This is a genomic window from Thermus sediminis (assembly GCF_003426945.1).
Classification (GTDB): domain Bacteria; phylum Deinococcota; class Deinococci; order Deinococcales; family Thermaceae; genus Thermus; species Thermus sediminis.
Map to the genome: position 1 here is coordinate 1 of NZ_QURO01000002.1, position 22,490 is coordinate 22,490.

General features: G+C 71.0%; 32 protein-coding genes and 3 pseudogenes. 12 read left to right on the top strand and 23 right to left on the bottom strand.

Annotated elements, in window-relative coordinates; all coding sequences use genetic code 11:
- Positions 1 to 33: 33 nt before the first annotated feature.
- Positions 34 to 588, bottom strand: a complete 555-nt coding sequence (locus tag ATI37_RS11755; RefSeq protein WP_232822381.1) for a hypothetical protein — start codon at positions 586 to 588, stop codon at positions 34 to 36.
- Positions 589 to 1,642: 1,054 nt separating this feature from the next.
- On the opposite strand from ATI37_RS11755, the pseudogene ATI37_RS12655 reads away from it, so the two are divergent.
- Positions 1,643 to 2,089 (top strand): annotated as a pseudogene (locus ATI37_RS12655) (tetratricopeptide repeat protein); the annotation flags it as partial.
- Between the two features lie 437 nt (positions 2,090 to 2,526).
- A complete protein-coding gene (locus ATI37_RS11765) occupies positions 2,527 to 3,000 on the top strand; it encodes a hypothetical protein (RefSeq protein WP_232822388.1) in 474 nt (157 codons plus the stop codon).
- Here the strand turns inward: ATI37_RS11765 and ATI37_RS00130 are convergent.
- The 4 genes from ATI37_RS00130 to ATI37_RS11770 all read right to left on the bottom strand — a co-directional run bounded on the left by ATI37_RS00130 (position 2,963) and on the right by ATI37_RS11770 (position 4,697).
- Positions 2,963 to 3,256, bottom strand: a complete 294-nt coding sequence (locus tag ATI37_RS00130) for a helix-turn-helix domain-containing protein (protein WP_117236590.1) — start codon at positions 3,254 to 3,256, stop codon at positions 2,963 to 2,965. The genes ATI37_RS11765 and ATI37_RS00130 overlap by 38 nt on opposite strands.
- Before the next feature lie 258 nt (positions 3,257 to 3,514).
- Positions 3,515 to 3,895 carry a hypothetical protein gene (locus tag ATI37_RS00135; protein WP_117236591.1) on the bottom strand — a complete coding sequence of 127 codons (381 nt, stop codon included), beginning with the start codon at positions 3,893 to 3,895 and terminating at the stop codon, positions 3,515 to 3,517.
- Positions 3,896 to 4,077: 182 nt separating this feature from the next.
- Positions 4,078 to 4,413 carry a hypothetical protein gene (locus tag ATI37_RS00140; protein ID WP_117236592.1) on the bottom strand — a complete coding sequence of 112 codons (336 nt, stop codon included), beginning with the start codon at positions 4,411 to 4,413 and terminating at the stop codon, positions 4,078 to 4,080.
- 104 nt (positions 4,414 to 4,517) lie between these two features.
- Positions 4,518 to 4,697: a hypothetical protein gene (locus ATI37_RS11770; protein ID WP_232822382.1), complete on the bottom strand. Its 180-nt coding sequence runs from the start codon at positions 4,695 to 4,697 to the stop codon at positions 4,518 to 4,520.
- A 730-nt stretch (positions 4,698 to 5,427) separates the two neighbouring features.
- On the opposite strand from ATI37_RS11770, the pseudogene ATI37_RS11775 reads away from it, so the two are divergent.
- Positions 5,428 to 5,718 (top strand): annotated as a pseudogene (locus tag ATI37_RS11775) (thermonuclease family protein); the annotation flags it as partial.
- A gap of 75 nt (positions 5,719 to 5,793) precedes the next feature.
- Here ATI37_RS11775 and ATI37_RS11780 read toward each other — a convergent pair.
- From ATI37_RS11780 to ATI37_RS00185, 8 genes and pseudogenes are all read right to left on the bottom strand, one after another.
- Positions 5,794 to 6,528 (bottom strand): HlyD family secretion protein, encoded by a 735-nt coding sequence (locus tag ATI37_RS11780; protein ID WP_232822389.1) that lies wholly within the window; start codon positions 6,526 to 6,528, stop codon positions 5,794 to 5,796.
- Positions 6,529 to 7,039: 511 nt separating this feature from the next.
- Positions 7,040 to 7,435: pseudogene (locus ATI37_RS11785) on the bottom strand (metal-dependent hydrolase); the annotation flags it as partial.
- On the bottom strand, positions 7,432 to 7,692 hold the full coding sequence (locus tag ATI37_RS00165) for a hypothetical protein (RefSeq protein WP_018461184.1): 261 nt from the start codon (positions 7,690 to 7,692) through the stop codon (positions 7,432 to 7,434). The pseudogene ATI37_RS11785 and the gene ATI37_RS00165, both read right to left, overlap by 4 nt.
- Positions 7,689 to 8,138, bottom strand: a complete 450-nt coding sequence (locus ATI37_RS12305; protein WP_117236607.1) for a hypothetical protein — start codon at positions 8,136 to 8,138, stop codon at positions 7,689 to 7,691. The genes ATI37_RS00165 and ATI37_RS12305 overlap by 4 nt, the downstream gene beginning before the upstream one ends.
- A 20-nt stretch (positions 8,139 to 8,158) precedes the next feature.
- The gene (locus ATI37_RS00175) at positions 8,159 to 8,869 is read right to left on the bottom strand and encodes a TolC family protein (RefSeq protein WP_117236596.1); all 711 of its coding nucleotides are present in this window, start codon (positions 8,867 to 8,869) and stop codon (positions 8,159 to 8,161) included.
- Complete coding sequence (locus tag ATI37_RS11615; protein ID WP_176758226.1) at positions 8,823 to 8,990, bottom strand: hypothetical protein; 168 nt, start codon at positions 8,988 to 8,990, stop codon at positions 8,823 to 8,825. Before ATI37_RS11615 ends, ATI37_RS00175 begins: the two co-directional genes overlap by 47 nt.
- The gene (locus ATI37_RS00180) at positions 8,990 to 9,190 is read right to left on the bottom strand and encodes a hypothetical protein (RefSeq protein WP_018461180.1); all 201 of its coding nucleotides are present in this window, start codon (positions 9,188 to 9,190) and stop codon (positions 8,990 to 8,992) included. Before ATI37_RS00180 ends, ATI37_RS11615 begins: the two co-directional genes overlap by 1 nt.
- Positions 9,191 to 9,198: 8 nt before the next feature.
- Positions 9,199 to 10,110 carry an ATP-binding protein gene (locus tag ATI37_RS00185; protein ID WP_117236597.1) on the bottom strand — a complete coding sequence of 304 codons (912 nt, stop codon included), beginning with the start codon at positions 10,108 to 10,110 and terminating at the stop codon, positions 9,199 to 9,201.
- A 182-nt stretch (positions 10,111 to 10,292) separates the two neighbouring features.
- Between ATI37_RS00185 and ATI37_RS00190 the strand changes: the two genes are divergently transcribed.
- From ATI37_RS00190 to ATI37_RS00215, 6 genes are all read left to right on the top strand, one after another.
- On the top strand, positions 10,293 to 10,520 hold the full coding sequence (locus ATI37_RS00190) for a ribbon-helix-helix protein, CopG family (RefSeq protein ID WP_018461178.1): 228 nt from the start codon (positions 10,293 to 10,295) through the stop codon (positions 10,518 to 10,520).
- A complete protein-coding gene (locus tag ATI37_RS00195; protein WP_018461177.1) occupies positions 10,507 to 10,896 on the top strand; it encodes a type II toxin-antitoxin system VapC family toxin in 390 nt (129 codons plus the stop codon). The genes ATI37_RS00190 and ATI37_RS00195 overlap by 14 nt, the downstream gene beginning before the upstream one ends.
- A gap of 240 nt (positions 10,897 to 11,136) precedes the next feature.
- Entirely contained in the window at positions 11,137 to 11,349 is a 213-nt protein-coding gene (locus ATI37_RS00200; RefSeq protein ID WP_018461176.1) for a helix-turn-helix domain-containing protein, read from the top strand.
- Positions 11,346 to 11,990: a ParA family protein gene (locus tag ATI37_RS00205; protein ID WP_117236598.1), complete on the top strand. Its 645-nt coding sequence runs from the start codon at positions 11,346 to 11,348 to the stop codon at positions 11,988 to 11,990. The genes ATI37_RS00200 and ATI37_RS00205 overlap by 4 nt, the downstream gene beginning before the upstream one ends.
- Positions 11,987 to 12,343, top strand: a complete 357-nt coding sequence (locus ATI37_RS00210) for an ATPase (RefSeq protein ID WP_117236599.1) — start codon at positions 11,987 to 11,989, stop codon at positions 12,341 to 12,343. The genes ATI37_RS00205 and ATI37_RS00210 overlap by 4 nt, the downstream gene beginning before the upstream one ends.
- Positions 12,340 to 13,353, top strand: a complete 1,014-nt coding sequence (locus ATI37_RS00215; protein WP_117236600.1) for a DNA adenine methylase — start codon at positions 12,340 to 12,342, stop codon at positions 13,351 to 13,353. The genes ATI37_RS00210 and ATI37_RS00215 overlap by 4 nt, the downstream gene beginning before the upstream one ends.
- Positions 13,354 to 13,455: 102 nt before the next feature.
- Here ATI37_RS00215 and ATI37_RS11535 read toward each other — a convergent pair whose 3' ends face one another.
- The 3 genes from ATI37_RS11535 to ATI37_RS00225 all read right to left on the bottom strand — a co-directional run bounded on the left by ATI37_RS11535 (position 13,456) and on the right by ATI37_RS00225 (position 15,243).
- On the bottom strand, positions 13,456 to 14,010 hold the full coding sequence (locus tag ATI37_RS11535) for a GIY-YIG nuclease family protein (RefSeq protein ID WP_157969060.1): 555 nt from the start codon (positions 14,008 to 14,010) through the stop codon (positions 13,456 to 13,458).
- On the bottom strand, positions 13,997 to 14,230 hold the full coding sequence (locus ATI37_RS00220; RefSeq protein WP_117236601.1) for a helix-turn-helix domain-containing protein: 234 nt from the start codon (positions 14,228 to 14,230) through the stop codon (positions 13,997 to 13,999). Before ATI37_RS00220 ends, ATI37_RS11535 begins: the two co-directional genes overlap by 14 nt.
- A gap of 74 nt (positions 14,231 to 14,304) precedes the next feature.
- Positions 14,305 to 15,243, bottom strand: a complete 939-nt coding sequence (locus tag ATI37_RS00225; RefSeq protein WP_117236602.1) for a tyrosine-type recombinase/integrase — start codon at positions 15,241 to 15,243, stop codon at positions 14,305 to 14,307.
- A gap of 317 nt (positions 15,244 to 15,560) precedes the next feature.
- On the opposite strand from ATI37_RS00225, the gene ATI37_RS00230 reads away from it, so the two are divergent.
- Entirely contained in the window at positions 15,561 to 15,830 is a 270-nt protein-coding gene (locus ATI37_RS00230; protein WP_117236603.1) for a helix-turn-helix transcriptional regulator, read from the top strand.
- An 8-nt stretch (positions 15,831 to 15,838) separates the two neighbouring features.
- Positions 15,839 to 16,786: a hypothetical protein gene (locus ATI37_RS12310; protein ID WP_157969061.1), complete on the top strand. Its 948-nt coding sequence runs from the start codon at positions 15,839 to 15,841 to the stop codon at positions 16,784 to 16,786.
- A gap of 20 nt (positions 16,787 to 16,806) precedes the next feature.
- On the opposite strand, the gene ATI37_RS00245 is transcribed toward ATI37_RS12310, so the two are convergent.
- Complete coding sequence (locus ATI37_RS00245) at positions 16,807 to 17,547, bottom strand: PD-(D/E)XK nuclease family protein (RefSeq protein ID WP_117236605.1); 741 nt, start codon at positions 17,545 to 17,547, stop codon at positions 16,807 to 16,809.
- A 55-nt stretch (positions 17,548 to 17,602) separates the two neighbouring features.
- Positions 17,603 to 18,811 (bottom strand): helix-turn-helix domain-containing protein, encoded by a 1,209-nt coding sequence (locus ATI37_RS00250; RefSeq protein WP_198665467.1) that lies wholly within the window; start codon positions 18,809 to 18,811, stop codon positions 17,603 to 17,605.
- A 496-nt stretch (positions 18,812 to 19,307) separates the two neighbouring features.
- Between ATI37_RS00250 and ATI37_RS00255 the strand changes: the two genes are divergently transcribed.
- Positions 19,308 to 20,576 carry a tetratricopeptide repeat protein gene (locus ATI37_RS00255; protein WP_117236606.1) on the top strand — a complete coding sequence of 423 codons (1,269 nt, stop codon included), beginning with the start codon at positions 19,308 to 19,310 and terminating at the stop codon, positions 20,574 to 20,576.
- Here the strand turns inward: ATI37_RS00255 and ATI37_RS00260 are convergent.
- The 5 genes from ATI37_RS00260 to ATI37_RS11800 all read right to left on the bottom strand — a co-directional run bounded on the left by ATI37_RS00260 (position 20,539) and on the right by ATI37_RS11800 (position 22,257).
- Positions 20,539 to 20,832: a helix-turn-helix domain-containing protein gene (locus tag ATI37_RS00260; RefSeq protein WP_117236590.1), complete on the bottom strand. Its 294-nt coding sequence runs from the start codon at positions 20,830 to 20,832 to the stop codon at positions 20,539 to 20,541. The genes ATI37_RS00255 and ATI37_RS00260 overlap by 38 nt on opposite strands.
- A gap of 259 nt (positions 20,833 to 21,091) precedes the next feature.
- Entirely contained in the window at positions 21,092 to 21,472 is a 381-nt protein-coding gene (locus tag ATI37_RS00265; RefSeq protein WP_117236591.1) for a hypothetical protein, read from the bottom strand.
- Between the two features lie 49 nt (positions 21,473 to 21,521).
- Entirely contained in the window at positions 21,522 to 21,656 is a 135-nt protein-coding gene (locus ATI37_RS12315) for a hypothetical protein (protein ID WP_012477514.1), read from the bottom strand.
- A complete protein-coding gene (locus ATI37_RS00270) occupies positions 21,656 to 21,991 on the bottom strand; it encodes a hypothetical protein (RefSeq protein WP_117236592.1) in 336 nt (111 codons plus the stop codon). The genes ATI37_RS12315 and ATI37_RS00270 overlap by 1 nt, the downstream gene beginning before the upstream one ends.
- Positions 21,992 to 22,095: 104 nt before the next feature.
- The gene (locus ATI37_RS11800) at positions 22,096 to 22,257 is read right to left on the bottom strand and encodes a hypothetical protein (protein ID WP_232822383.1); all 162 of its coding nucleotides are present in this window, start codon (positions 22,255 to 22,257) and stop codon (positions 22,096 to 22,098) included.
- Between the last annotated feature and the right edge of the window lie 233 nt (positions 22,258 to 22,490).

A 22,490-nucleotide genomic window follows, 5' to 3' on the forward strand; every position in this document is an offset into this window, starting at 1 on the left:
ATGGGCTACCTCCAGCTTAGCCCGGCGGGAGCCCTACGCCACCCGCCACTGGGGGGCCTGGCGGAAGAGCTCCAGGAGGCCCCGCTCCCGGAGGAGGTGGGCGAGGAGGGCCCCGGGGCGGCGGACCCACTCGCCCCTCGGGCTCCAGAGGGCCTTGGCCGCGGCCTCCCGCGCCCGCCGGACCGCCCAGGCGACGGCCTCGAGGGCCCCCTCCATCAGGCCGTAGAGCTCCGCCCGGAGGGCGTTCCAGAGGACCCAGGCGTAGAAGCGCACGCTCCCAGGATCCCGGAACTCCCGGGCCAGGGAGAGGGCGAGGGCCCCCACCAGGGCCCGGCGCTCAGCGGGGCGGGCCCGCAGGAGGGCGGTGAGAGAGTCTATAGCTAACGGGTCTTCAGCTTCGCCAGGGGATAACGAGAACCCAAGCAAAAGCTCCAGGACCCCGGAGTCCTCCTTAGGAGGACTTGTATATGACTCTCTCAGGCTCCAGGCGGTGCGCCCCCGGCGGGCGTCCTCCTCCAGGTCCCGCCAGGGGTGGCGGAAGTCCTCCGGGTCCAGGCGGGGGCGGGCCTCCCGGTGGGGCAGGCGCACGGCGTAAAGCGTCCCGCCGGCGTAGACCCCGTCCGGCCTCGGAGGGTGGCCGGGGTGCGCCAGGCGCTCCTTCGGATGAGCCCCTTGGCCTCCAGGGAGGCCAGGACCCGGTAGAGGGAGGCCGGGGGATCCCCAGGGCCACGGAAAGGGCGTCGTTCACGGCGAAGAGGGAGACCTGGGACAGGTTCTTGGGCAGGGGCCTCCCCGGGCCCAGCCTCCGGGCCAGGACCTCGAGGCCCAGGGCGAGGAGGGTCCGGTACACCTTCCGCTCCCGCTCGGAAAGCCCTGGCAGGGTGCCCCGCCGCTCCCCTTCCGCCAGGAGGCGGTCGGCGAGGTCCCAGGCGTCCCGCTTCCACTCGGGCGGGGGCGGGGAGGCGGAAAGCTCCTCCCGGGTGGGGAGGGCCGGGGAAGGCGGCGCCTCCCGGAGCTTCCGGCGGAGGTCCTCCGGGGGAGGCGCCTCCTCGGGCGGGGGCTCGTGGCCCCCTTCCTCCGGGGCGCGGCCCCCTCCAGGAGCTTCAGGTAGAGGGGCGGAAGCTCCTCGCCCCTCGCCCGCTTCCTCCGGGCCAGGGCCTCGAGGAAGGCCCGGCCCCGCTCGCTGAGTCCTTCCGGCTGTTCTTTATAGCTCTTCCCTTCAACTCCTTCTTGGGGCATAAACCCCTCCCGTTTCGCGCGTCGGAGACGGCACTCCCCCGCGCGCCGCCTTGGCGCCTATTGCCTTTCCCGCTGGGAGGGGATAACCTTAGGCGAAGGAAAGGTTGCTGGAATTGTTCCCTCCCAGCGGGAGCCTCTCTTTTTGGTCCTCACGCGGCCCTGCCGCCTTGGGCCCCCAGGGGGCCCGGTCTTCCCATTGCCCGCCATTATACCGGGCCCAGGGTTGGCAAGGGGTGGGGCTCCAGGGTGGGACCATTCCCCTCTAGCTACCACCTCCAGAGAGAAGGGTCAATGGGGTCAACTGAGGCATGCCAACAGGCGTTATAGATTTCACTTGAAAAACCGAAGGCGCTGGCAACACCCATCTAGAGGAAAAACCCCGGGTGTAGAATGCTCCCCCAAGATGGCCGGAAAGAGGGGGGAAGTTAGCAGATTCTCTGCAATTTCCGATGCTCATCGGCAAAACCGGGCGCCGCGCAGGAGAAGGCCCCTGGTGAGCCCGGAGGGGGTGGACCTCGAGGCCGTCCGCCTCTTCCTCCAGCTCGGGCGCTACCGGGAGGCGGAGGCCGCTCTGGACCAGGACCCCCAACCCCAAAACCCCGAGTGGCTGAGGCTGAAGGGCTGGGCCCGCTGGCACCTGGGGGACGAGGAGGGGCTGCGGCTGGTGCGGCGGGCGGCCTCCCTGGCCCGGGAGCGGGCGGGGTGGGTGTGGCAGGACCTGGGGGCCCTCCTCTTCCGGGCCGGGCGCTGGGAGGAGGCGGAGGAGGCCCTGAGGCGGGCCCTGGACCTCTTTGAGGCGGAGGAGGACCACCTGGGCCGGGCCTGGGCCCTCCACGGCCTGGGGGTGGCCCACCTGCACCGGGGCAGGACGGGCTGGGCCCTGCGCCGGGCGGAGGAGGCCTTGGCCGTGGTCCGGGTCAAGGCCCTGGGGAGCTTCCGCAACCGGGTCCTGGTCCTGCTCTCCTCCGTCCACCGGGCCAGGGGGGAGCTGAGGGAGGCCCTCTTCCGGGCCCGGCAGGCGGTGGCGGGTCGGCTGGATCCCGACGACCGGGTGGTGGCCCTGAGGGCGCTCGGCACCACCCTGCGGCTTATGGGAAGACCCGCCCAAGGGAGGGAGCGCCTGGAGGAGGCCCTGCGCCTCGCCGGGGAGGGGCCCGGAGGGGGGCGGCCCTGGCGGAGCTCGCCCCCTGCTACCTGGCCCTGGGCTGGCGCAAGGAGGCCCGCAAGGCCGCCGGGGAGGCCCTGGAGCTTCTGGACACCCACGCCCCGGCCCGCGCCCGGGTGCTGGTGGCCCTGGCGGAGCTCTCCCGCCGGGAGGGGAAGGAGGAGGGCGCCCTGGCCCTCCTTCAGGAGGCCCAGGCCATCGGCCCCTATCCCCTGGCGGAGGAGGCCCTGGGCTTCCCCGACCTCTTCGCCCTCGCTGAGGAGAGGGGGCTCGCGCTCTTCAGGGCCCGGAAGGCCCCGGAGAAGCCTAAGGTGGTCCTGCGGGAAAGCCCCCCCGGCCTCCTCGTGGGCAGGCGGGAGGTGCTCCTGGAGGGCTCGGGGAAGGCCTTTGCGCTTCTGGCCCTGCTCCTCAAGGAGGGCCCCCTCCCCTGGCGGGAGGCGGCGCTCAGGCTCTGGGGGGAGGACGGCCCCGGGGTGAGGGAGCGGCTTCACATGACGGCCTCGAGGGCCAGGGACCTCCTGGCCGACCGGGAGGCGGTGCGGTGGGAGGGGGAGGTGCTCAGGCTAGACCCGGAGAGGAAGTGGGAGGCGAGGTAGGGACGCCCCGGGCCACCCGGTAAGCTCCCGCCCTGGAGCCAGCAGGAGGACGCACCACCTCCAGGAGCCCCCGCTCGGTCAGGAGGCGGAGCGCCCGGGCGGCGGCGTCCGGGCTCATCTCCAGCTCCTGGGCCAGCTCCCGGGCGGAGTACTCTCCCTCCCCAAGGGCCCAGATGTGGAACCAGACCAGCCGGGCGGAGCAGGGGAGGCCCTTGAACCTCTCGGGCTGGTACAGAGGACGCCTAGGCACGCCCATAGCTTAACGGCGGGCAGGGGCCGGCGCGTCCCGAGGGGGCGAAGCTTCCGCGCGGCGGCGTGCACGGCGCGCGGAGCGAGCCCCCGAGGGCGGCCCCCGGGCCGAGCGTCAGCTGGACCGCGGCGGCGTGCACGGCGCGGCGGCCCGGGGCCGAGCGCCGGCCCGGAGGGAAGTCCCGCGCCCGCGGCGGGTGGTGGGCAAGGGCGCGCCCCGGCCCGCCGCCCCCCTCGCGGGGGGCAGGCGAGGCCGGGGCCTCCCTCAGGCCTCCCGGGAGAGGAGGGCGGCGAGGGCGCGAAGGGCCTCCTTCTCCAGGGCCCAGGCCACCCGGGCCATCTCCAGGTTGGCCTCGGCCACCCGGTACACGCTCCGGGCACTCCTGTAGGCCTCCTCCTGCTCCCGGGTCTTCTCCAGGAGCTCCGCCTGGCGCTGGGCCTCGTTCTTCCCCTCGAGGCCCTCCCGGATGGCCCGGGCGCGGGCGTCCTCCAGGTCGTCCTGGGCCGCCTCGAGGGCCAACCTGGCCTCGGCGTGGGCGGCGATGGCGGCGATGAGGGCCCGGGCCCGGTCCCTGAGGGCCTCCAGAACCTCATCCACGCGGGCCTTGAGCTCCTCGGTCTGGGTCTGGGTCAGGTTCTCGCTCACAGCTTCCTCCTGGAAGGGGGGGCGGGGCGGGCCCCGCCCCCCGCGCGGGCTACCTGGTGCCGGGGCCGAGGCCCTTCACCTCATCGGAGAGGGGAGACACCCGGCCGGGATCCTGGGGCCGAGGGCCGAGGCGGGGGCGGAGAGGAGGAGGAGAAGGGCGAGGAGAAGGGCGAGGGCGCGCATTAGAAGGGCACCTCCTCTTCCCCGGCGGGCTGGGCAGGCTCCTTCTCCCGGAGGATGCGGGCGGCCTCGAGGCGGGCCTCCTCCAGGAAGGCGCCCACGGTCTCGCCAAACGCCAGCACGTCCGCGAAGGCGGTGGCCAGGGCGCGGGCCTCCTCCAGGGCCTCGAGGATGTCCCGGGCCAGGATGGCGGGGGCCACCCAGCTCGTGGCCTCCCCGGCGAGGGCCCAGCCGTAGAGCTCGGCGAGCTTCTCCCGGGCGCGGGCGATGGCCCAAGCGGCCTGCTGAACGGCCTCGTCCCTAGTGAGAACCTTTTCCTGCGTGCTAACCTGCTTCATGGTTTCCTCCTTTGGAACCCGGAGGCCTGGCTCTTGGCGGGGTCCCGGCCTCCGTTTCCGTCCTTATAATATGACATAAAAGATGATTTGTCAAGCCTTCTGAGCTAAAAAAGCCCTCCCTGAACAGGGGGCAGGGCCCACCCCGGCACCCCGGCCAGGGCGAGGGGAACCCACCCCGGCCCCTGGGGCCGGGGCTCCCCGGCCACCCAGACGGGGAGGCGGGCCTCGAGGGCCAGGCGGAGGGCCAGGGAGGAGCCAGGCCCCAAAGCGGGAGCGCCCCCCACCGGGGAAAGACCAGAAGGGCGGAGGCGGGGGGCAGGCCGAGGCCCGGGTGGCCGAGGACCACGGCCCGGGTGCGCTGGTGAAGCCGGGCGGCGGGGGGCCCGGAGAAGCGGGAAGCCTCCACCACCACGGCGGAGGGGCAGGCCGCGCGCACGGCCGCATCCACCCCCCGCTGATCCCCCACCCGCACCACGCCCCCTGAGGCCACCACCAGGCGGACCACCGGGGACACTGGCCAGGGGGAGCCGTACCGGGAGCCAGCCACCGCCACCACGCCGGAGAGAGGGAAAACCTGGGACACCGCCACCACCTGCCTTTGGCCCGCGCCACTTTTCCCGCGCCGGGCGCAAGGGCCCCAAAAGGGGGCGCGGAGGGCCGGAGGCAAGGCTGGGGTAGGGGCCCCACCCCGAAGGGGCCTGGCCTTGCCGGAGGCCCGGAGCGCCCTACAATGGGGCCCAGCCCGGCGCGGGAAGGGAAGAAGCTTCCTCTCTCCCCCGCCCCCCTTCGGGGAGAGGCCGACGGGAAGGGGGGCGGGGCAGGGGGTGGGGGAAGGGGTGGGGGAGGCTGCGGCGGACCGGATAGGCTGAGGGGGTGGGCTCAAGAGCGCTCGGGCTTCTCCCCTGGTTGCTCGCCCTGGTCCTGGCCCTCGCCCCGGAGGGCAGGCTCCAGGGCCCGGTGGCCGTCCTCCGTGTGGTGGACGGGGACACGGTGGAGCTTCAGGGCCTAGGGCCGGTGCGCCTCATCGGGATTGACGCCCCGGAGAGCACCTACAACCACCGCACCGCGGGCCCCGAGGAGGTGCGGCTGGGCCTCGAGGCCAAGGCCTTCCTCGCCCGCCTGCTCCAGGGGAGGAAGGTGTGGGTGGAGCTGGACGTCCAGGAGCGGGACCGGTACCGGAGGGTGCTGGCCTACCTCTACCTGGAGGACCCCCGGGGGGACTGGACCTACCGGGGCCGGCGCTTCCTTCAGGTGAACCTGGAGCTGGTCCGGGTGGGGTGGGCTGAGCCCTACACCGTGCCCCCCAACGTCCGCTACGCCGAGCTCTACCTCCAGGCCGCCCGGGAGGCGAGGGCGAGGGGGTGGGGATGTGGGGATGGCCTACTCCCTCTCCCCCACGATGACCACCTCCACCACCACCTCCCCCGGCCTGAGGTCCCGCACCTTCACCTCGCCCACCCGGCCCGCCACGGGGGACCGGATGAGCTGGGCCTCCTCGGCCCGGGCCAGCCTCCTCCGCAGGCGCTCCTCGGCCAGGCGGGCCTCCCGCAGGCTGGCCTCGAGGCGGGCCCTATCCCCGGCGCAGGAGACGGCCAGGCGGGTGAGCCGCGCCCGGGCCTCCTCCAGGCGCCCCTCGGCCTCGGAGAGGCGCAGGGGGGCCTCCGCCCCCACGCTCACCAGGTAGCGCAGACGGCCCACCTGGTCCTCGAGGCGGGCCATCTCCCCCTTCAGGGCCTCCCGCTCGGCCCGGCACCGCTCCTCCAGCCGGGCCATCTCCTCCTCCAGGCGCTGGGCCTCCTGCCGCTTCGCTCCGGCCTGGTCCTTCAGGTCGGCCAGGGGAGCCTCGTCCACCCTGCGGGCGATGGGCTCCCCCTCGGCCACCCGGTCTCCAGGGCGCACCAGAAGGCCCGCCAGGGAGGGGAGAGAGATGACCAGGGGGTGGACCGTGGGGGCCTGGGGGAGGTCGGGGAGGTAAAGCTCCCCCTCCTCCCCGGGTGCGAACTGGGCCCGCACCACGGCGCTCCCCGCCTGAAGGTAGAGGCTCGCCAGGGGGGCCAGGTCCTCGGGCCGGGCGGCGTGGAAGCGGAGGCGGGGCGGGCTCTCGGAGGCCTCCACCCGGGGGTGGGTGCCCACCGGGGGACGAGGGGCGGGGGGCGGTGGCGGGGCGGGCCTCCCCGGTGATCCAGACCCTCCGGGCGGAGCGGGGGAGGGCCTGCAGGAGGTCGGCGAGGAGCCTCCCCGAGAGGTCAAGCCGCCACTCCCTGAGGACCTGGGGCCTCCCCCGGACCATGCGCACCCGGTAGGCCACCACCTGGCCGTCCCGGCTCACCGCCAGGGTGCGGCCCAGCTCGTCCTCCACCAGGACGCCCTCCCGCCCCAGGGCCTCCACCACCAGGAAGCGCCCCTCCACGGGCTCCTGGGTCTCGCGGTTGAAGCCCCTCACCTCGGCCCAGACCTCCCAGCGGTCCCGCCAGTCCAGGTAGTCCAGCACGGCCACCTCCGGCGTCCCCACCAGGTGGCGGAAGGCGGAGGCGAAGCCCTGGCCCGATAGGGGCCAGAGGGCGAAGGCGAAGAGGGCGAGGAAGAGGGCCAGGGTGGCCTCCTGGGGGGAGGCGTAGCGGATCCGCCACTCCCGGGAGGGGAAGAAGAAGAACTGCACCCGCCAGGGCCAGAGGAGGGGCACCCCGTTCACGTTGAGGGTGTCCAGGAGGAGGTGGGAGAGGTAGCCGGAGAGGAAGGCCCAGTAGGCCCCCGGGGCCGCCTGGCGGAGGGGAAGGAGGAGGAGGGCGAGGGCGAGGAGGAAGGGAAGGGAGTGGGTGAGGGTGCGGTGGCCGAAGCGCCGCTCCAGGAAGGAGGAGAGAGGGCGGACGAACTTCCCGGGGCCCGAGGTGGTGGTGTCCAGGTCGGGCATCACCGCCCCCCAGGCCAGGGCCAGGCCCTCCAGGAGGCCCACCTCCACCCCCAGGCCCCGGAGGAGGCTCGCCGTGAGGGCCGCCCCGGCGAGGTGGGTCCCGGCGGTCATCGCCTAAGGGCCTCCTCCAGGATCCTCAGGGCCCGGTCCAGCTCCGGCACCCGGGCGGGGTGGAGCTCGTTCAGCTCCAGCCAGACGGCGGAGAGGAGGCCGTGAAGCTCCAGGGCCCGCTCCCGGGAGAGGACCCCACCCCGGGCGCCCGGGCGGGCGAGGGCCTCGAGGTAGGCGAGGCGGGCGAGGAGCTTCTCCCGCTCGGCCTCAAGCTCCGCCACCCTCCGGCGCAGGCGCTCCAGCTCCTCCACCCTCACCGCTCCTCCTCGCAGAGCCTCCCCGAGGCCTCGTAGCTCCGCACCTCCAGCGCCCCCTCCCGGAAGGGGTCCGGGGAGAGGCTCACCAGCCAGAAGGCGCAGACCGGGCCCCTGGCCCGCCCCGCCGCCCGGAGGAAGGCCGCCCGCCCCCTCACGGTCCGGCCCTCCCCGAAGGCCTCGGCCACCGCCCGCCCCCCCTCCTCCAGCACCAGGGCCAGGTCCCCCTCGGCCTCGAGGCCCCCCAGGGCCCGGAGGTGGGCGGAGAGCTCCCGCCCCGCCCGGTAGAGCCGGACCTCCACCCGGAGGGGCTCGGCGGGGAGGGTCTCCACGAGGGGGCTCTCCCCCTCCCAGCGGAAGAGGCGGAGGGGCACCTCCTCCCGGTGCTCGGCCACCGGGGCCTCGCAGGCGGGGAGGAGTATAAGCAGAATAGCTCCCAAAAACCGCACCTTTCCCTCCTAAAAGCCTTTTAAGGCCCCTTGGGGGGCCGGGGGGTACCAGGAGTGCCCCCCTCCTCTTCCAGGGGCCTCAGAAGCCCTCTCAGGGCGTCCAGGGGCAGGCCCACGGCCCGGGCCAGGTCCTCCAAGGCCAAGGCCAGGTCCAGGTTGGCCCGGTAGAGGGCGAGGCGGGCCTGGGAGAGCCTCTCGGCGGCGGCCAGGACCTCGTGGGGGGCGGCGGCCCCCACCCGGGCCCGGGCCTGGAGGGCCTTTAGCTCAGCCTCCCGGGCCTCCACCCCGTCGGCGGCGGTCCGGGCCGCCTCCCGGGCGGCGAGCCACCGGAAGAAGGCCTCCGCCACCCGCACCCTCGCCTCCCGCCGGGCGGCCTCGGCGCGGGCCTCGAGGGCCCGGAGGGCGGGGCCCTTGTCCCGGAAGAGGTCCGCCAGGTTCAGACTGAGGGCTAGGCGGTAGGAGGGGGCCACCTGCCCGTACTCCCCCGCCAGGGCGGCCCCCGCCTCGGCGGAGAGCGCCCCGAGTATTCCGAGGGAGGCCCGGGCGGCCTCGAGGTCGGCGAGGGCCTGGAGGTAGGCGGGATCCGCCTTCAGGGCCTCCTCCGCCAGGCGGTCCAGGAGGCGGGCCTGCCCCTCGGTGAGGCCCTGGGCCAGGGCGGGGAGGAGGAGGGCGAAGAGAAGGGCCCTAAACCAGGTCCAGCACTTCCCAGGGAACGAAGACGCCCCCTTCATCGTCCTCCTCAAAGTCCTCCGCCTCCCGGTCCAGGCACTCCAGGCAGGCCGTCTCCAGCTCCCGGCCATCGGGGAGGCGGATCGCGATGCGCCTCGTCCCGCCGCACATGGGGCACGCCATCACACCACCTCCGGCAACGGCACCCGGAACTCCGGGGCCCAGTAGAGCGCTTTCTCTCCCTCGGCAAGAAGGAAGGCGGCCTCAATGCCCTTCTGGTAGAGCCTCCAGCCCACCTCCGGGTGCCGGAGGAGGTAGTACTGGCCGGTCCCGTCCACCCGCACCACGGAGGCCTCCTCCAAGAGCCGCAGGAACTCCTCCATCTCCGTCCTCACCGGGCCACCACCACCTTCCTGAGCCAAGGGGAGAGGACCACGAAGGCGGCGATGCCCAGCCCCCCGGCCACATAGAGGTCCATCTCGCCCCGGGCCAGGCCCAGGTAGCGGGCGGCGATAGCCACGCCCCCTGCCACCAAGAGGATGGGAGCCAGGGCGATGCCCCGCTCCTCCCGCCGGGCCAGGCCCTCGGCGTAGCCCGTGCCCACGTCCCGGTTGCGCACGATGTCCTCGGCGCTCACGTAGCGCACCAGGCGCTCCACCTCCCCCGGCACCCCGCCGGAGAGGCTCACCACCCGGTTGAGGTAGGCCTCGAGGTCCTCGGCTACCACCCCGTAGCGCTCCACCAGGGCCCGGGCGAGCTCCCGGGTCTCCTTGGGGGAGAGGGGCGGGAGGTCCACCCGGTCCAGGCGCATCCAGAGCCGCTTGGTGCCCGCCTTCCTCAGGGTCTCCGGGTGGACGGCGAGGACCAGGGTGGCGGCCTCGGCGAAGGCCACGAGCCAGGGGACCATACTCGGGGTGAGGCCCGTGGCGTCGTCCACCACCAGGGTGATGGGGTTCACCCCCTCGGGGCGCCGCAAGGCCTTCACCAGGCTCCGGGCCTTCTCCTCGTTCCCCGGGTAGCGCCTCTGCCAGGCCTTGAGGTCGGCCTCGAGGTCCTTCCCCCGTCCCACCCCCTCCACGGGCACCCCGGCGTCCCAGAGGCCCCGGAAGAGGTCCTTGAGGAAGGTGCCGAAGGGAGCCACCCGCTCCGTCCACACCACGGGGGCCCAGGCCTCGAGGGCGGGGAGGAGCTCCCTGAGGAGCGCCGTCTTCCCGTACCCCGGCGGGGCGGAGAGCACCACCCCCCTCCCGGCCCGCACCGAGAGGAGGACCGCCCGCCCCTCCTCCTTCCGGCCCACGAACATACTTCCAGACTAACAGAGTCTGTAAGTTCGGTAGTCTGTAAGTCTGGAAGTTACGGAGTCTGTAAGTCTGTAAGTCTGCAACTGAGGAGGCCCTGGACTCCCTGGAAAAGCCCGGGGGCCAGGGCTAGGGGCCCCGCGGCCCCGGACCCAGCCCCTTCCCTCCCGTGTTATGCTCTTCCTGTATGCGCCTAACCGTCCACATTCCCGAGGACCTGGCCCGCCTCCTCCGGCAGGCGGCGGAGAACGAGGGCAAGTCCATGAGCGCCCTCACCGCCGAGGCCCTGGAGGCCTACCTCAAGGAGCGCCGGCGCAAGGCCCTGGGCCTGAAGGTCCTGGAGCGGGCCGGGAAGGTCCGGGTGGCCGAGGAGGCCCACCGCCTCCTGGAGGAGGGGCGGCGTGACCGCCCTTGACACCGGCTTCTTCCTCCGCCTTCTGGAGGGGCACGAGGAGGCCGGGGCCCTGTGGCGGGCCCTGGCGGAAGGGGAGGGGGAGGGGGTGGTGTCGGGCCTCTCCCTGGTGGAGCTCCTGCGCCTGAGCTTAAAGGGCGCCCTGGCCAAGGAAGACTCGGAGCTCCTCCTCCAAGCCATCCCCGCCGTCTGCCGGGTGGTCTGGCCGGACTGGACCATCGGGGAGCGGGCGGCCCGGCTCTCCCACGGCCTCTACCTGCCCCTGGTGGACGCCCTGGTGCTGGCCACGGCCCTGGAGGCGGGGGCGAGGGAGCTTTGGACCACGGACGCCGACCTCGCCCGGTACGAGGGGAAGCTCCGGGTGGTCCTGCTCGGGTAGGGGCTTCACCAAGCCTCCATACCTGGCCAGGCTCCTCGTTCCCCGAGTAGCGCCCCGCCCAGGCCTCGAGGGCGGGGAGGAGCTCCCCGAGAAGCGCCGTCTTCCCGTACTCCCTTTTCGGCAGTCTGTAAGTCTGTAAGTTACAGAGTCTGGAAGTTACAGAGTTCCGAAGTTACAGAGTCTGTAAGTCTAGGGGGCTCAAGGAGCTCCCTCTTGCCTTCCACGGGTTCTTTGGGTAGCATGCCTCCCGTGGGCAAACCCCTCTTCCTCACCCCCGAGGAGCTGGCCCGCGCCCTAAGGGTGGACCCGGAGACGGTGCGCCGCTGGCTCCGGGAGGGCCAGGTGCGGGGGCAGAAGGCGGGGCGGCTCTGGCGGGTGCCCTGGGAGGAGGGGGTGCGGCTCCTGGGGGGCGAGGAACGCCTGGAGGAGGCCCTGAAGGAGGTGCTGGGGTGAGGGTGGTGGCGGTGGTGAACGGCAAGGGCGGGGTGGGCAAGACCACCACCGCCGTCAACCTGGCCGCCATCCTGGCCGAAGGGGGCCCTGTCCTCCTGGTGGACGCCGACCCCCAGGGCTCGGCCTCCTGGTGGGCGGGCCGGGGGGAGATGCCCTTTGACCTGGCCCAGGAGACCGACCCCCGGCTCCTCGCCCGCCTAAAAGGGGTGGACGGCTACGAGGCGGTGGTGGTGGACACGCCCCCCGCCCTGCGCTCCGAGGCCCTGGAGGCGGTCCTGAAGGCGGCGGACTACGCCGTTCTGCCCACCCCCCCGGCCCCCCTGGACCTCGAGGCCCTGGTGGAGACGGTGCGGAAGGCCGTCCGACCCCTCGGGGTGGCCCACCGGGTCCTCCTCACCCGGGTGGACCCCCGGAGCCTAGGGGAGGCCCTCGAGGCCCAGACCGCCCTCATGGAGGCCGGGGTGCCCGCCTTCCACGCCTTCGTACGGGCCTACAAGGCCCACGAGCGGGCCGCCCTGGACGGCAAGCCCATCACCCGCTGGCGCGGCCCCAACGCCCGCGAGGCCGAGGCGGACTACCGCCGGGTGGCGGAGGAGCTCCTCAGGGAGCTCGCCCGGACCCCGGAAAGGAGGGAGGCGTGAAGCGGAAGCGCCTGGCGGAGCTGGTGAGGGAGGAGGCGGGGGACCTTCAGGAGGCTCCCGCCCCCCGGGAGGAGGAAGCCGGGGAAGCCCCTCCCGCGCGGGGCCTCGAGGCCTCCCCGCCGGGCGAGGGCCAAGGGGAGCGCCCCCTCCCCCCCTACCTCACCTACGTCCGCAAGGAGTGCCGCCTCCGCCCCGACCAGCTGGACGCCCTCACCGCCCTGGCCCGGAGGCTCAACCGGGAGAGGAGGGGGAAGGGGGAAAGGATCACGGAGAACACCCTCATCCGCTGGGCGGTGGATAGACTTCTTCGGGAGTACGGCCTTCTAAATCAATCCGAGGGAGCAGAGATATGAGCAGGTGCCCTGCGCAAGCCCAGCTTCTCTTCGCAGAAGAAGAACTCCACTTGGATCAGAAAAAGCAAATCTTTCTTGCAAAGCTCAAGTCCAACTCCCGTAGAGGGGTCAAGTACAAGCGGTACTTGGGGGCTCCCATTAGATATCCCGGTGGAAAGAGTTTTGCTGTGGGTTATATCGTGGAGCTGCTGCCCGAAAACATCAACCGAGTTATTAGCCCCTTCCTGGGAGGAGGAAGCGTAGAAGTCGCTCTTGCTAACGAGCTTGGAATAAAGGTTATTGCTTTTGACATCTTTGATATACTCGTCAACTTCTGGCAAGTGCTCCTAGACCCTAGGAAGAAAAGAGAGATGCTTTCTATCTTGCGGCAATTGAAGCCCAACAAGCAAACGTACGCGGAGGTCAAGGGGGTGCTAAAACGCCATTGGCGCTTCACCCAATACGGAGAAGGAAGCGAGGAGTTCGTCATTACCGATAAGGTGTTACTAGCCGCTTATTTCTATTTCAACTATCAGCTTTCTTACGGCCCTGGTTTCCTCGGGTGGCCGAGTTCAGTATACTTAAACGAGGAAACTTACCAGGGCATGTTAGAAAAACTAGAGGAGTTTGAAGCGCCAAACCTTGAGGTTCACCAAGCTGACTTTAGAGATGTTTTGCCCAGGTACAGGAACGATTTCATGTACCTAGATCCCCCCTATTACATAGGCCCCGACAGCAAGACCTTTAGGGGTATCTATCCTATGAGAAACTTCCCCATTCACCACCATGGTTTTCCCCACGAAACCCTCAGGGATATGCTAAAAGAGCACAAAGGAGGCTTTATCCTTAGCTACAACGACTGCCCAACCATCCGAAACTATTATAAGGAGTACAAGCGGTTTTTCCCTAAATGGCATTACTCCATGGGGTTGGGAGAAACAAGGATAGGGAAGTACCGGAAAGAAAGAGGCTCAGACACCCACCGAAAGGAAAGCCATGAAATCCTTATTTACAGCCATCCCCAAAGCTAAGTGCCCGCTTTAGCTTGCGCTAGAGCGGAGGCTTAAAAAGCCCACTCCAGACCTCGCCTTGAGCGTATCATGTTGCAGAGCAAAAGGGTGGATCTCTAGTTATTACCCCCTGCCTGCTCGCCTGTTGGTTCTTCGCCTGTGATATTCTAAATATTCCTGGTATAGATCTTCAAGATAGCTCTCTCTTCTTTCCTGAAAATTCCAAGGTGGAAACTGCCCTTCACGAGTACGGTAATCTTCTAAACATTTTTGCTCCATTTCTTTGTACGGAGTAACTTCTCCTTCTACGCACTCGAAAAGACCACAGATCTGCGCCCTGGCCCTAGGAGATGTAATCACCCAAACAGAAACCTCCTTACCTTGACGCAACTCATTAGCAATCAGCCCATGCATGACAAACCTTGATGGGCCAGGACTGCCCGTCCTGGCGTTTTCATAAAAACTAAGCGTTCCCCGCAATCCGTTTCGATCTAGAGAGCCACCTATTTTGTAGATTTCGTGATCAACAACCAAAAGGTATACCCTCGGGATCCTTGCCCTAAATTCAGATTCTGGAAAGCTTGGGTCCCGCTCAAATCTGATCAAATTGGGGCTTCCGTCCTGCCTAAGAACAAAGGAACCCGCCTTTCTAGCCGTTCTAACCTCATGTATCTTCATGGTCGTTCTCCTCCCCACAGACAAGGGCGCAAATGTCTATTTCCAAGGCTTGCGCAAGACGCAAAAGCACCTCCAAAGAAGGGTTAGCCAAACCGCGCTCCAGCTGGCTCACGTAGGAACGATCCAAGCCCGCAAGTTCCGCAAGGTCCTCCTGCGTAAAATCCCTTGCCCGCCTAAAAGAAGCAAGCCGGCGTCCCAACTCATCAAAAAAGGAACCCACCCTTTCTTAGGGTGGACACGAGCTTTCGTGAAGTCTATAGTGTATAGTCAACAAAAAGAAATTTATTCAATAAACTACCCCACCACGTCCGGCAGCGCCCGGGCGGCCTCCTCCAGGCGCTTGCGGGACACGTGCACGTAGACCTGAGTGGTGCTGATGGAGCTGTGGCCCAGAAGCTCCTTCACCTCGTCTATCCCCCGCCCCGCCTCCACCAGGGCGCTGGCGTAGGAGTGCCGAAGCTTGTGGGGGGTGATGCGCTGCCAGTCCTTGAGCCCCGCCCGCCTGGCCACCCGCTTCACCATGGCCTCCACCGCCCGGGCGGAGAAGGGCTTCCCCCGGTTGGGGCCGGAGGTGTGGCTCCAGATGTAGGGGCTGGTGGGGTGCCCCTCCAGATTCCGGTGCTTGAGCCACTGGTGGAGGGCCCGCTGGGCCGTGGGCGAGAGAACCACCACCCGCTCCTTTCCCCCCTTCCCCTGGACCCGGATGGCGTGGGGGATGCCGTCCTGGTAGGTGATGTCGGCGTAGGTGAGGGCCAGGGCCTCAGAGAGGCGGAGGCCCGTGCCGTAAAGGAAGGCGAGGAGGGCCCAGTCCCGGAGGGCCACCCGGGGAGAACGGTTCTGGTAGGCCGCCTGGAGGAGGCGGGCCACTTCCGGCGGGGTGAGGTAGACGGGGAGCCTCTTGGGGAGCTTGGGGCGCTTGACCCCCTCGGTGGGGTCCTTGAGGATGGGTAGGCCCTCCACCTCGGCCAGGTAGCGGAAGAGCTTCCTGAGGGAGGCGAGGACCCGCCCCACCCGCTGGGGGCTCACCTCGCGGGAGGCCAGGAAGGCCCGGATGTGCTGGCTCCCCACCTCCTCCCAGCGGGGGGGCCTCCCATGGCGCTCCCGGAACCAGCGGGAGAAGAGGCTGGCGTCCATGAGGTACTCCCGGGCGGTGCGGGGGGAGCGCCCCTCCTCCATCTCCAGGTACCGGCGGAAGCGGTGGAGGAGCTCGGCGTGGGGGTCAGGCTGGCTCATGGGACCTCCTTCGGGGGGCGGCGGGCCTGGAGTGCCCTCGAGGGCCCCCGCCCCCGCTTTCCCGAAGTATAGCATTCGCAAAAGATTTGTTTGGCGAAGTGGCGGAGGGAGGCCCAGACCGAGGAAGAGTCCCGTCCGGGAGGGCGAAAACCCCCGAAAAAAGGGCGGGCAAGGAGCCGGGGCGGCCGGCGGAAGGTTGCGACAAAAGGCGGATGTTTGCGACAAACTCACAGACTTCCAGAGTTACAGACTCCGGGAGTCTGTAACTCTGGAAGTTACCAAGTGTAACCTTGATGCACTACCGGTAACATGAGGGCATGAGCGAGGGAGGCGGCCCTCTTGAAGGCAAGCTCCTGCTGACCATCAAGGAGGTGGCCCAAGCCTTGGGGGTGTCCCGGATGACGGTGTACCGCTTGATCCGGGCGGGCCGTCTGAAGCGGGTTTACCCCACCCCCCGCTCGGCCCGCATCACCCGGGAGAGCCTCGAGGCCTTCCTCCGCTCCCTGGAGGAGGAGGCCAAGCCCGAGGGGGCGGGGAGGAGCGTGGTGGACCGGGCCCGGGAGGTCCTGAGGCGCTTCGGCCTCTAGGGGGAGGCGTGGAGGAGGTCAGGGAGGAGCGGAAGGAGAAGACGGGGGCCCGCCACCCGGCCCACCAGGCCACCCTCTTCCTGGAGGGGAGGCTTGGGGAGGAGGGCTTCCACAGCCCCCGCCTGCCCCGGGGCCTGCGGGCGGCGGTGGCCGGGTACGCCCTGAGCCAGCCGGAGGAGCACCGGGGGGAAGGGGTCTTCACCCTCTGGCCCCGTACGGACGAGGAGGGGAGGCTCACGGAGGTCCAGGTGGCCCTCAAGCTCAAGCGCCCCATGGAGGGGCCGGAGCTGGTGGTGCACGGGATCCTCCTCCACGCCGACGGGAGGAGGTTCGTGGTCCTCGTCCAGCCCAAGAGCGGGGAGGCCTTCAGGCTCGTCCTGGGCCGGGCCCGGGGGTTCACCGCCTTCCTGGAGCCCAGGAAGGCCTACCGCTTTGAGGGAGCCCTGCGGGGGGGGAGGCTCCTCGCCGAGCGGGCCTTCCCCCTGGGGAAGTGGGTCCTGGCCCGGAAGGGGGGGAGGCCCCTCCCCGAGCCCATAGAGGGGGACCGGAACCCGCACCTGGAGGGGAGGCGGGGGAAGGGGGCCGCCCCGAGGAGGCCGAGGGGCGCCGGGAGGAGGCCCAAAGGCCCGCCCCGCCCGGGCCCGAAGGCCCCCGAAGCCCCCGAAGGAGGCGCGCCCCCCCGGGGAGGGGAGGCCGAGGCGGGACCCGGTGCGGGTGTGGCGGGCCCCGGAGGAGGAGGCCCCTGGGGGCCTCGGCCTGCCCCCGCCCCTCCCCAAGGGGCAGGTGATGGGCCTGGTGGGGGAAGGGCCCTACTACCTGGTGCTGAGGCCCGAGGCCCTGGCCCTCTGGTGGCCCAAGGTGGAGCGGCTCCTGCCCGAGTTCCCGAGGCGGCACGAGGTGCGGTGGTACCCCGACGGGAGCCGGGCGGTGGTGGCCTGGGACCTCGAGGCCCTTAAGGTGTGGTACAAGCGGGTGCTCAGGGGGTAGCCTCGAGGACCTTCAGAAAGCGGTGGACGGCCAGGAGCCCCAGGAAGGCCTGCGCCGCCTCCTCCAGGGGGACCTCCTGGAGGCTTAAGCCTTCCCTCAGGGCCAGCACGAAGCCCCCCTCCACCGCCACCCCCTCCGCCCGGAGGGCCAGGGCGTAGGCCCCCACCTGGAGGAGGTGCTCCGGGTAGGCCCGGGGGGAGGTCTTCAGGTCCACCACCACCACCCTCCCCCCCAGCCGGGCCACCAGGTCCACCCGCCCGGCGTAGCGGTGCTCCGGGTGGAAGACCGCCTCCTCGGAGCGCAGGGCCTCGCCCCCGTTCCCGTCCCACCAGTCCGCCAGGGCGAGGGCCATCCCCCGAAGGGGCTCCTCCTCGGGGAAGGGAGGCCTTTGCCCTTTGAGGTAGGCCTCCGCCCAGGCGTGGAGGTCGGCGCCTCGCCCGGCGGCCCTCTGCGCGGCCAGGCGGTGGGCTTTGGACGCACCGTCCAGGAGGCGGTTCACCTCCTCCTCCGTGAGGACCAGCCCCGGGACCAGCTCCCCCTGGAGGTACTCCACCACCTGGCGCACGGCCCAGTCCTGAAGGTTCTTGTTCAGGCGCCCCGTAACCTCCGTGACCGAGGGGACCTTCTCCCACCTCTCCCCGTCCCGGGAGGCCTCGTAGCCGCCCCCGTTCCGGCGGTAGCGGAGGCGCCAGCCCCCTGGGCAGTCCTTGAACAGCCAGTCTTGATACACAAGCCACCCCCAGAGGCCCTGGATGGGCTACCTCCAGCTTAGCCCGGCGGGAGCCCTACGCCACCCGCCACTGGGGGGCCTGGCGGAAGAGCTCCAGGAGGCCCCGCTCCCGGAGGAGGTGGGCGAGGAGGGCCCCGGGGCGGCGGACCCACTCGCCCCTCGGGCTCCAGAGGGCCTTGGCCGCGGCCTCCCGCGCCCGCCGGACCGCCCAGGCGACGGCCTCGAGGGCCCCCTCCATCAGGCCGTAGAGCTCCGCCCGGAGGGCGTTCCAGAGGACCCAGGCGTAGAAGCGCACGCTCCCAGGATCCCGGAACTCCCGGGCCAGGGAGAGGGCGAGGGCCCCCACCAGGGCCCGGCGCTCAGCGGGGCGGGCCCGCAGGAGGGCGGTGAGAGAGTCTATAGCTAACGGGTCTTCAGCTTCGCCAGGGGATAACGAGAACCCAAGCAAAAGCTCCAGGACCCCGGAGTCCTCCTTAGGAGGACTTGTATATGACTCTCTCAGGCTCCAGGCGGTGCGCCCCCGGCGGGCGTCCTCCTCCAGGTCCCGCCAGGGGTGGCGGAAGTCCTCCGGGTCCAGGCGGGGGCGGGCCTCCCGGTGGGGCAGGCGCACGGCGTAAAGCGTCCCGCCGGCGTAGACCCCCGTCCGGCCTCGGAGGGTGGCCGGGGTGCGCCAGGCGCTCCTTCGGATGAGCCCCTTGGCCTCCAGGGAGGCCAGGACCCGGTAGAGGGAGGCCGGGGGGATCCCCAGGGCCACGGAAAGGGCGTCGTTCACGGCGAAGAGGGAGACCTGGGACAGGTTCTTGGGCAGGGGCCTCCCCGGGCCCAGCCTCCGGGCCAGGACCTCGAGGCCCAGGGCGAGGAGGGTCCGGTACACCTTCCGCTCCCGCTCGGAAAGCCCTGGCAGGGTGCCCCGCCGCTCCCCTTCCGCCAGGAGGCGGTCGGCGAGGTCCCAGGCGTCCCGCTTCCACTCGGGCGGGGGCGGGGAGGCGGAAAGCTCCTCCCGGGTGGGGAGGGCCGGGGAAGGCGGCGCCTCCCGGAGCTTCCGGCGGAGGTCCTCCGGGGGAGGCGCCTCCTCGGGCGGGGGCTCGTGGCCCCCTTCCTCCGGGGGCGCGGCCCCCTCCAGGAGCTTCAGGTAGAGGGGCGGAAGCTCCTCGCCCCTCGCCCGCTTCCTCCGGGCCAGGGCCTCGAGGAAGGCCCGGCCCCGCTCGCTGAGTCCTTCCGGCTGTTCTTTATAGCTCTTCCCTTCAACTCCTTCTTGGGGCATAAACCCCTCCCGTTTCGCGCGTCGGAGACGGCACTCCCCCGCGCGCCGCCTTGGCGCCTATTGCCTTTCCCGCTGGGAGGGGATAACCTTAGGCGAAGGAAAAGGTTGCTGGAATTTGGTTCCCTCCCAGCGGGAGCCTCTCTTTTTGGTCCTCACGCGGCCCTGCCGCCTTGGGCCCCCAGGGGGCCCGGTCTTCCCATTGCCCGCCATTATACCGGGCCCAGGGTTGGCAAGGGGTGGGGCTCCAGGGTGGGACCATTCCCCTCTAGCTACCACCTCCAGAGAGAAGGGTCAATGGGGTCAACTGAGGCATGCCAACAGGCGTTATAGATTTCACTTGAAAAACCGAAGGCGCTGGCAACACCCATCTAGAGGAAAAACCCCGGGTGTAGAATGCTCCCCCAAGATGGCCGGAAAGAGGGGGGAAGTTAGCAGATTCTCTGCAATTTCCGATGCTCATCGGCAAAACCGGGCGCCGCGCAGGAGAAGGCCCCTGGTGAGCCCGGAGGGGGTGGACCTCGAGGCCGTCCGCCTCTTCCTCCAGCTCGGGCGCTACCGGGAGGCGGAGGCCGCTCTGGACCAGGACCCCCAACCCCAAAACCCCGAGTGGCTGAGGCTGAAGGGCTGGGCCCGCTGGCACCTGGGGGACGAGGAGGGGCTGCGGCTGGTGCGGCGGGCGGCCTCCCTGGCCCGGGAGCGGGCGGGGTGGGTGTGGCAGGACCTGGGGGCCCTCCTCTTCCGGGCCGGGCGCTGGGAGGAGGCGGAGGAGGCCCTGAGGCGGGCCCTGGACCTCTTTGAGGCGGAGGAGGACCACCTGGGCCGGGCCTGGGCCCTCCACGGCCTGGGGGTGGCCCACCTGCACCGGGGCAGGACGGGCTGGGCCCTGCGCCGGGCGGAGGAGGCCTTGGCCGTGGTCCGGGTCAAGGCCCTGGGGAGCTTCCGCAACCGGGTCCTGGTCCTGCTCTCCTCCGTCCACCGGGCCAGGGGGGAGCTGAGGGAGGCCCTCTTCCGGGCCCGGCAGGCGGTGGCGGGTCGGCTGGATCCCGACGACCGGGTGGTGGCCCTGAGGGCGCTCGGCACCACCCTGCGGCTTATGGGAAGACCCGCCCAAGGGAGGGAGCGCCTGGAGGAGGCCCTGCGCCTCGCCGGGGAGGGGGCCCGGAGGGGGGCGGCCCTGGCGGAGCTCGCCCCCTGCTACCTGGCCCTGGGCTGGCGCAAGGAGGCCCGCAAGGCCGCCGGGGAGGCCCTGGAGCTTCTGGACACCCACGCCCCGGCCCGCGCCCGGGTGCTGGTGGCCCTGGCGGAGCTCTCCCGCCGGGAGGGGAAGGAGGAGGGCGCCCTGGCCCTCCTTCAGGAGGCCCAGGCCATCGGCCCCTATCCCCTGGCGGAGGAGGCCCTGGGCTTCCCCGACCTCTTCGCCCTCGCTGAGGAGAGGGGGCTCGCGCTCTTCAGGGCCCGGAAGGCCCCGGAGAAGCCTAAGGTGGTCCTGCGGGAAAGCCCCCCCGGCCTCCTCGTGGGCAGGCGGGAGGTGCTCCTGGAGGGCTCGGGGAAGGCCTTTGCGCTTCTGGCCCTGCTCCTCAAGGAGGGCCCCCTCCCCTGGCGGGAGGCGGCGCTCAGGCTCTGGGGGGAGGACGGCCCCGGGGTGAGGGAGCGGCTTCACATGACGGCCTCGAGGGCCAGGGACCTCCTGGCCGACCGGGAGGCGGTGCGGTGGGAGGGGGAGGTGCTCAGGCTAGACCCGGAGAGGAAGTGGGAGGCGAGGTAGGGACGCCCCGGGCCACCCGGTAAGCTCCCGCCCTGGAGCCAGCAGGAGGACGCACCACCTCCAGGAGCCCCCGCTCGGTCAGGAGGCGGAGCGCCCGGGCGGCGGCGTCCGGGCTCATCTCCAGCTCCTGGGCCAGCTCCCGGGCGGAGTACTCTCCCTCCCCAAGGGCCCAGATGTGGAACCAGACCAGCCGGGCGGAGCAGGGGAGGCCCTTGAACCTCTCGGGCTGGTACAGAGGACGCCTAGGCACGCCCATAGCTTAACGGCGGGCAGGGGCCGGCGCGTCCCGAGGGGGCGAAGCTTCCGCGCGGCGGCGTGCACGGCGCGCGGAGCGAGCCCCCGAGGGCGGCCCCCGGGCCGAGCGTCAGCTGGACCGCGGCGGCGTGCACGGCGCGGCGGCCCGGGGGCCGAGCGCCGGCCCGGAGGGAAGTCCCGCGCCCGCGGCGGGTGGTGGGCAAGGGCGCGCCCCGGCCCGCCGCCCCCCTCGCGGGGGGCAGGCGAGGCCGGGGCCTCCCTCAGGCCTCCCGGGAGAGGAGGGCGGCGAGGGCGCGAAGGGCCTCCTTCTCCAGGGCCCAGGCCACCCGGGCCATCTCCAGGTTGGCCTCGGCCACCCGGTACACGCTCCGGGCACTCCTGTAGGCCTCCTCCTGCTCCCGGGTCTTCTCCAGGAGCTCCGCCTGGCGCTGGGCCTCGTTCTTCCCCTCGAGGCCCTCCCGGATGGCCCGGGCGCGGGCGTCCTCCAGGTCGTCCTGGGCCGCCTCGAGGGCCAACCTGGCCTCGGCGTGGGCGGCGATGGCGGCGATGAGGGCCCGGGCCCGGTCCCTGAGGGCCTCCAGAACCTCATCCACGCGGGCCTTGAGCTCCTCGGTCTGGGTCTGGGTCAGGTTCTCGCTCACAGCTTCCTCCTGGAAGGGGGGGCGGGGCGGGCCCCGCCCCCCGCGCGGGCTACCTGGTGCCGGGGCCGAGGCCCTTCACCTCATCGGAGAGGGGAGACACCCGGCCGGGATCCTGGGGGCCGAGGGCCGAGGCGGGGGCGGAGAGGAGGAGGAGAAGGGCGAGGAGAAGGGCGAGGGCGCGCATTAGAAGGGCACCTCCTCTTCCCCGGCGGGCTGGGCAGGCTCCTTCTCCCGGAGGATGCGGGCGGCCTCGAGGCGGGCCTCCTCCAGGAAGGCGCCCACGGTCTCGCCAAACGCCAGCACGTCCGCGAAGGCGGTGGCCAGGGCGCGGGCCTCCTCCAGGGCCTCGAGGATGTCCCGGGCCAGGATGGCGGGGGCCACCCAGCTCGTGGCCTCCCCGGCGAGGGCCCAGCCGTAGAGCTCGGCGAGCTTCTCCCGGGCGCGGGCGATGGCCCAAGCGGCCTGCTGAACGGCCTCGTCCCTAGTGAGAACCTTTTCCTGCGTGCTAACCTGCTTCATGGTTTCCTCCTTTGGAACCCGGAGGCCTGGCTCTTGGCGGGGTCCCGGCCTCCGTTTCCGTCCTTATAATATGACATAAAAGATGATTTGTCAAGCCTTCTGAGCTAAAAAAGCCCTCCCTGAACAGGGGGCAGGGCCCACCCCGGCACCCCGGCCAGGGCGAGGGGAACCCACCCCGGCCCCTGGGGCCGGGGCTCCCCGGCCACCCAGACGGGGAGGCGGGCCTCGAGGGCCAGGCGGAGGGCCAGGGAGGAGCCAGGCCCCAAAGCGGGAGCGCCCCCCACCGGGGGAAAGACCAGAAGGGCGGAGGCGGGGGCAGGCCGAGGCCCGGGTGGCCGAGGACCACGGCCCGGGTGCGCTGGTGAAGCCGGGCGGCGGGGGGCCCGGAGAAGCGGGAAGCCTCCACCACCACGGCGGAGGGGCAGGCCGCGCGCACGGCCGCATCCACCCCCCGCTGATCCCCCACCCGCACCACGCCCCCTGAGGCCACCACCAGGCG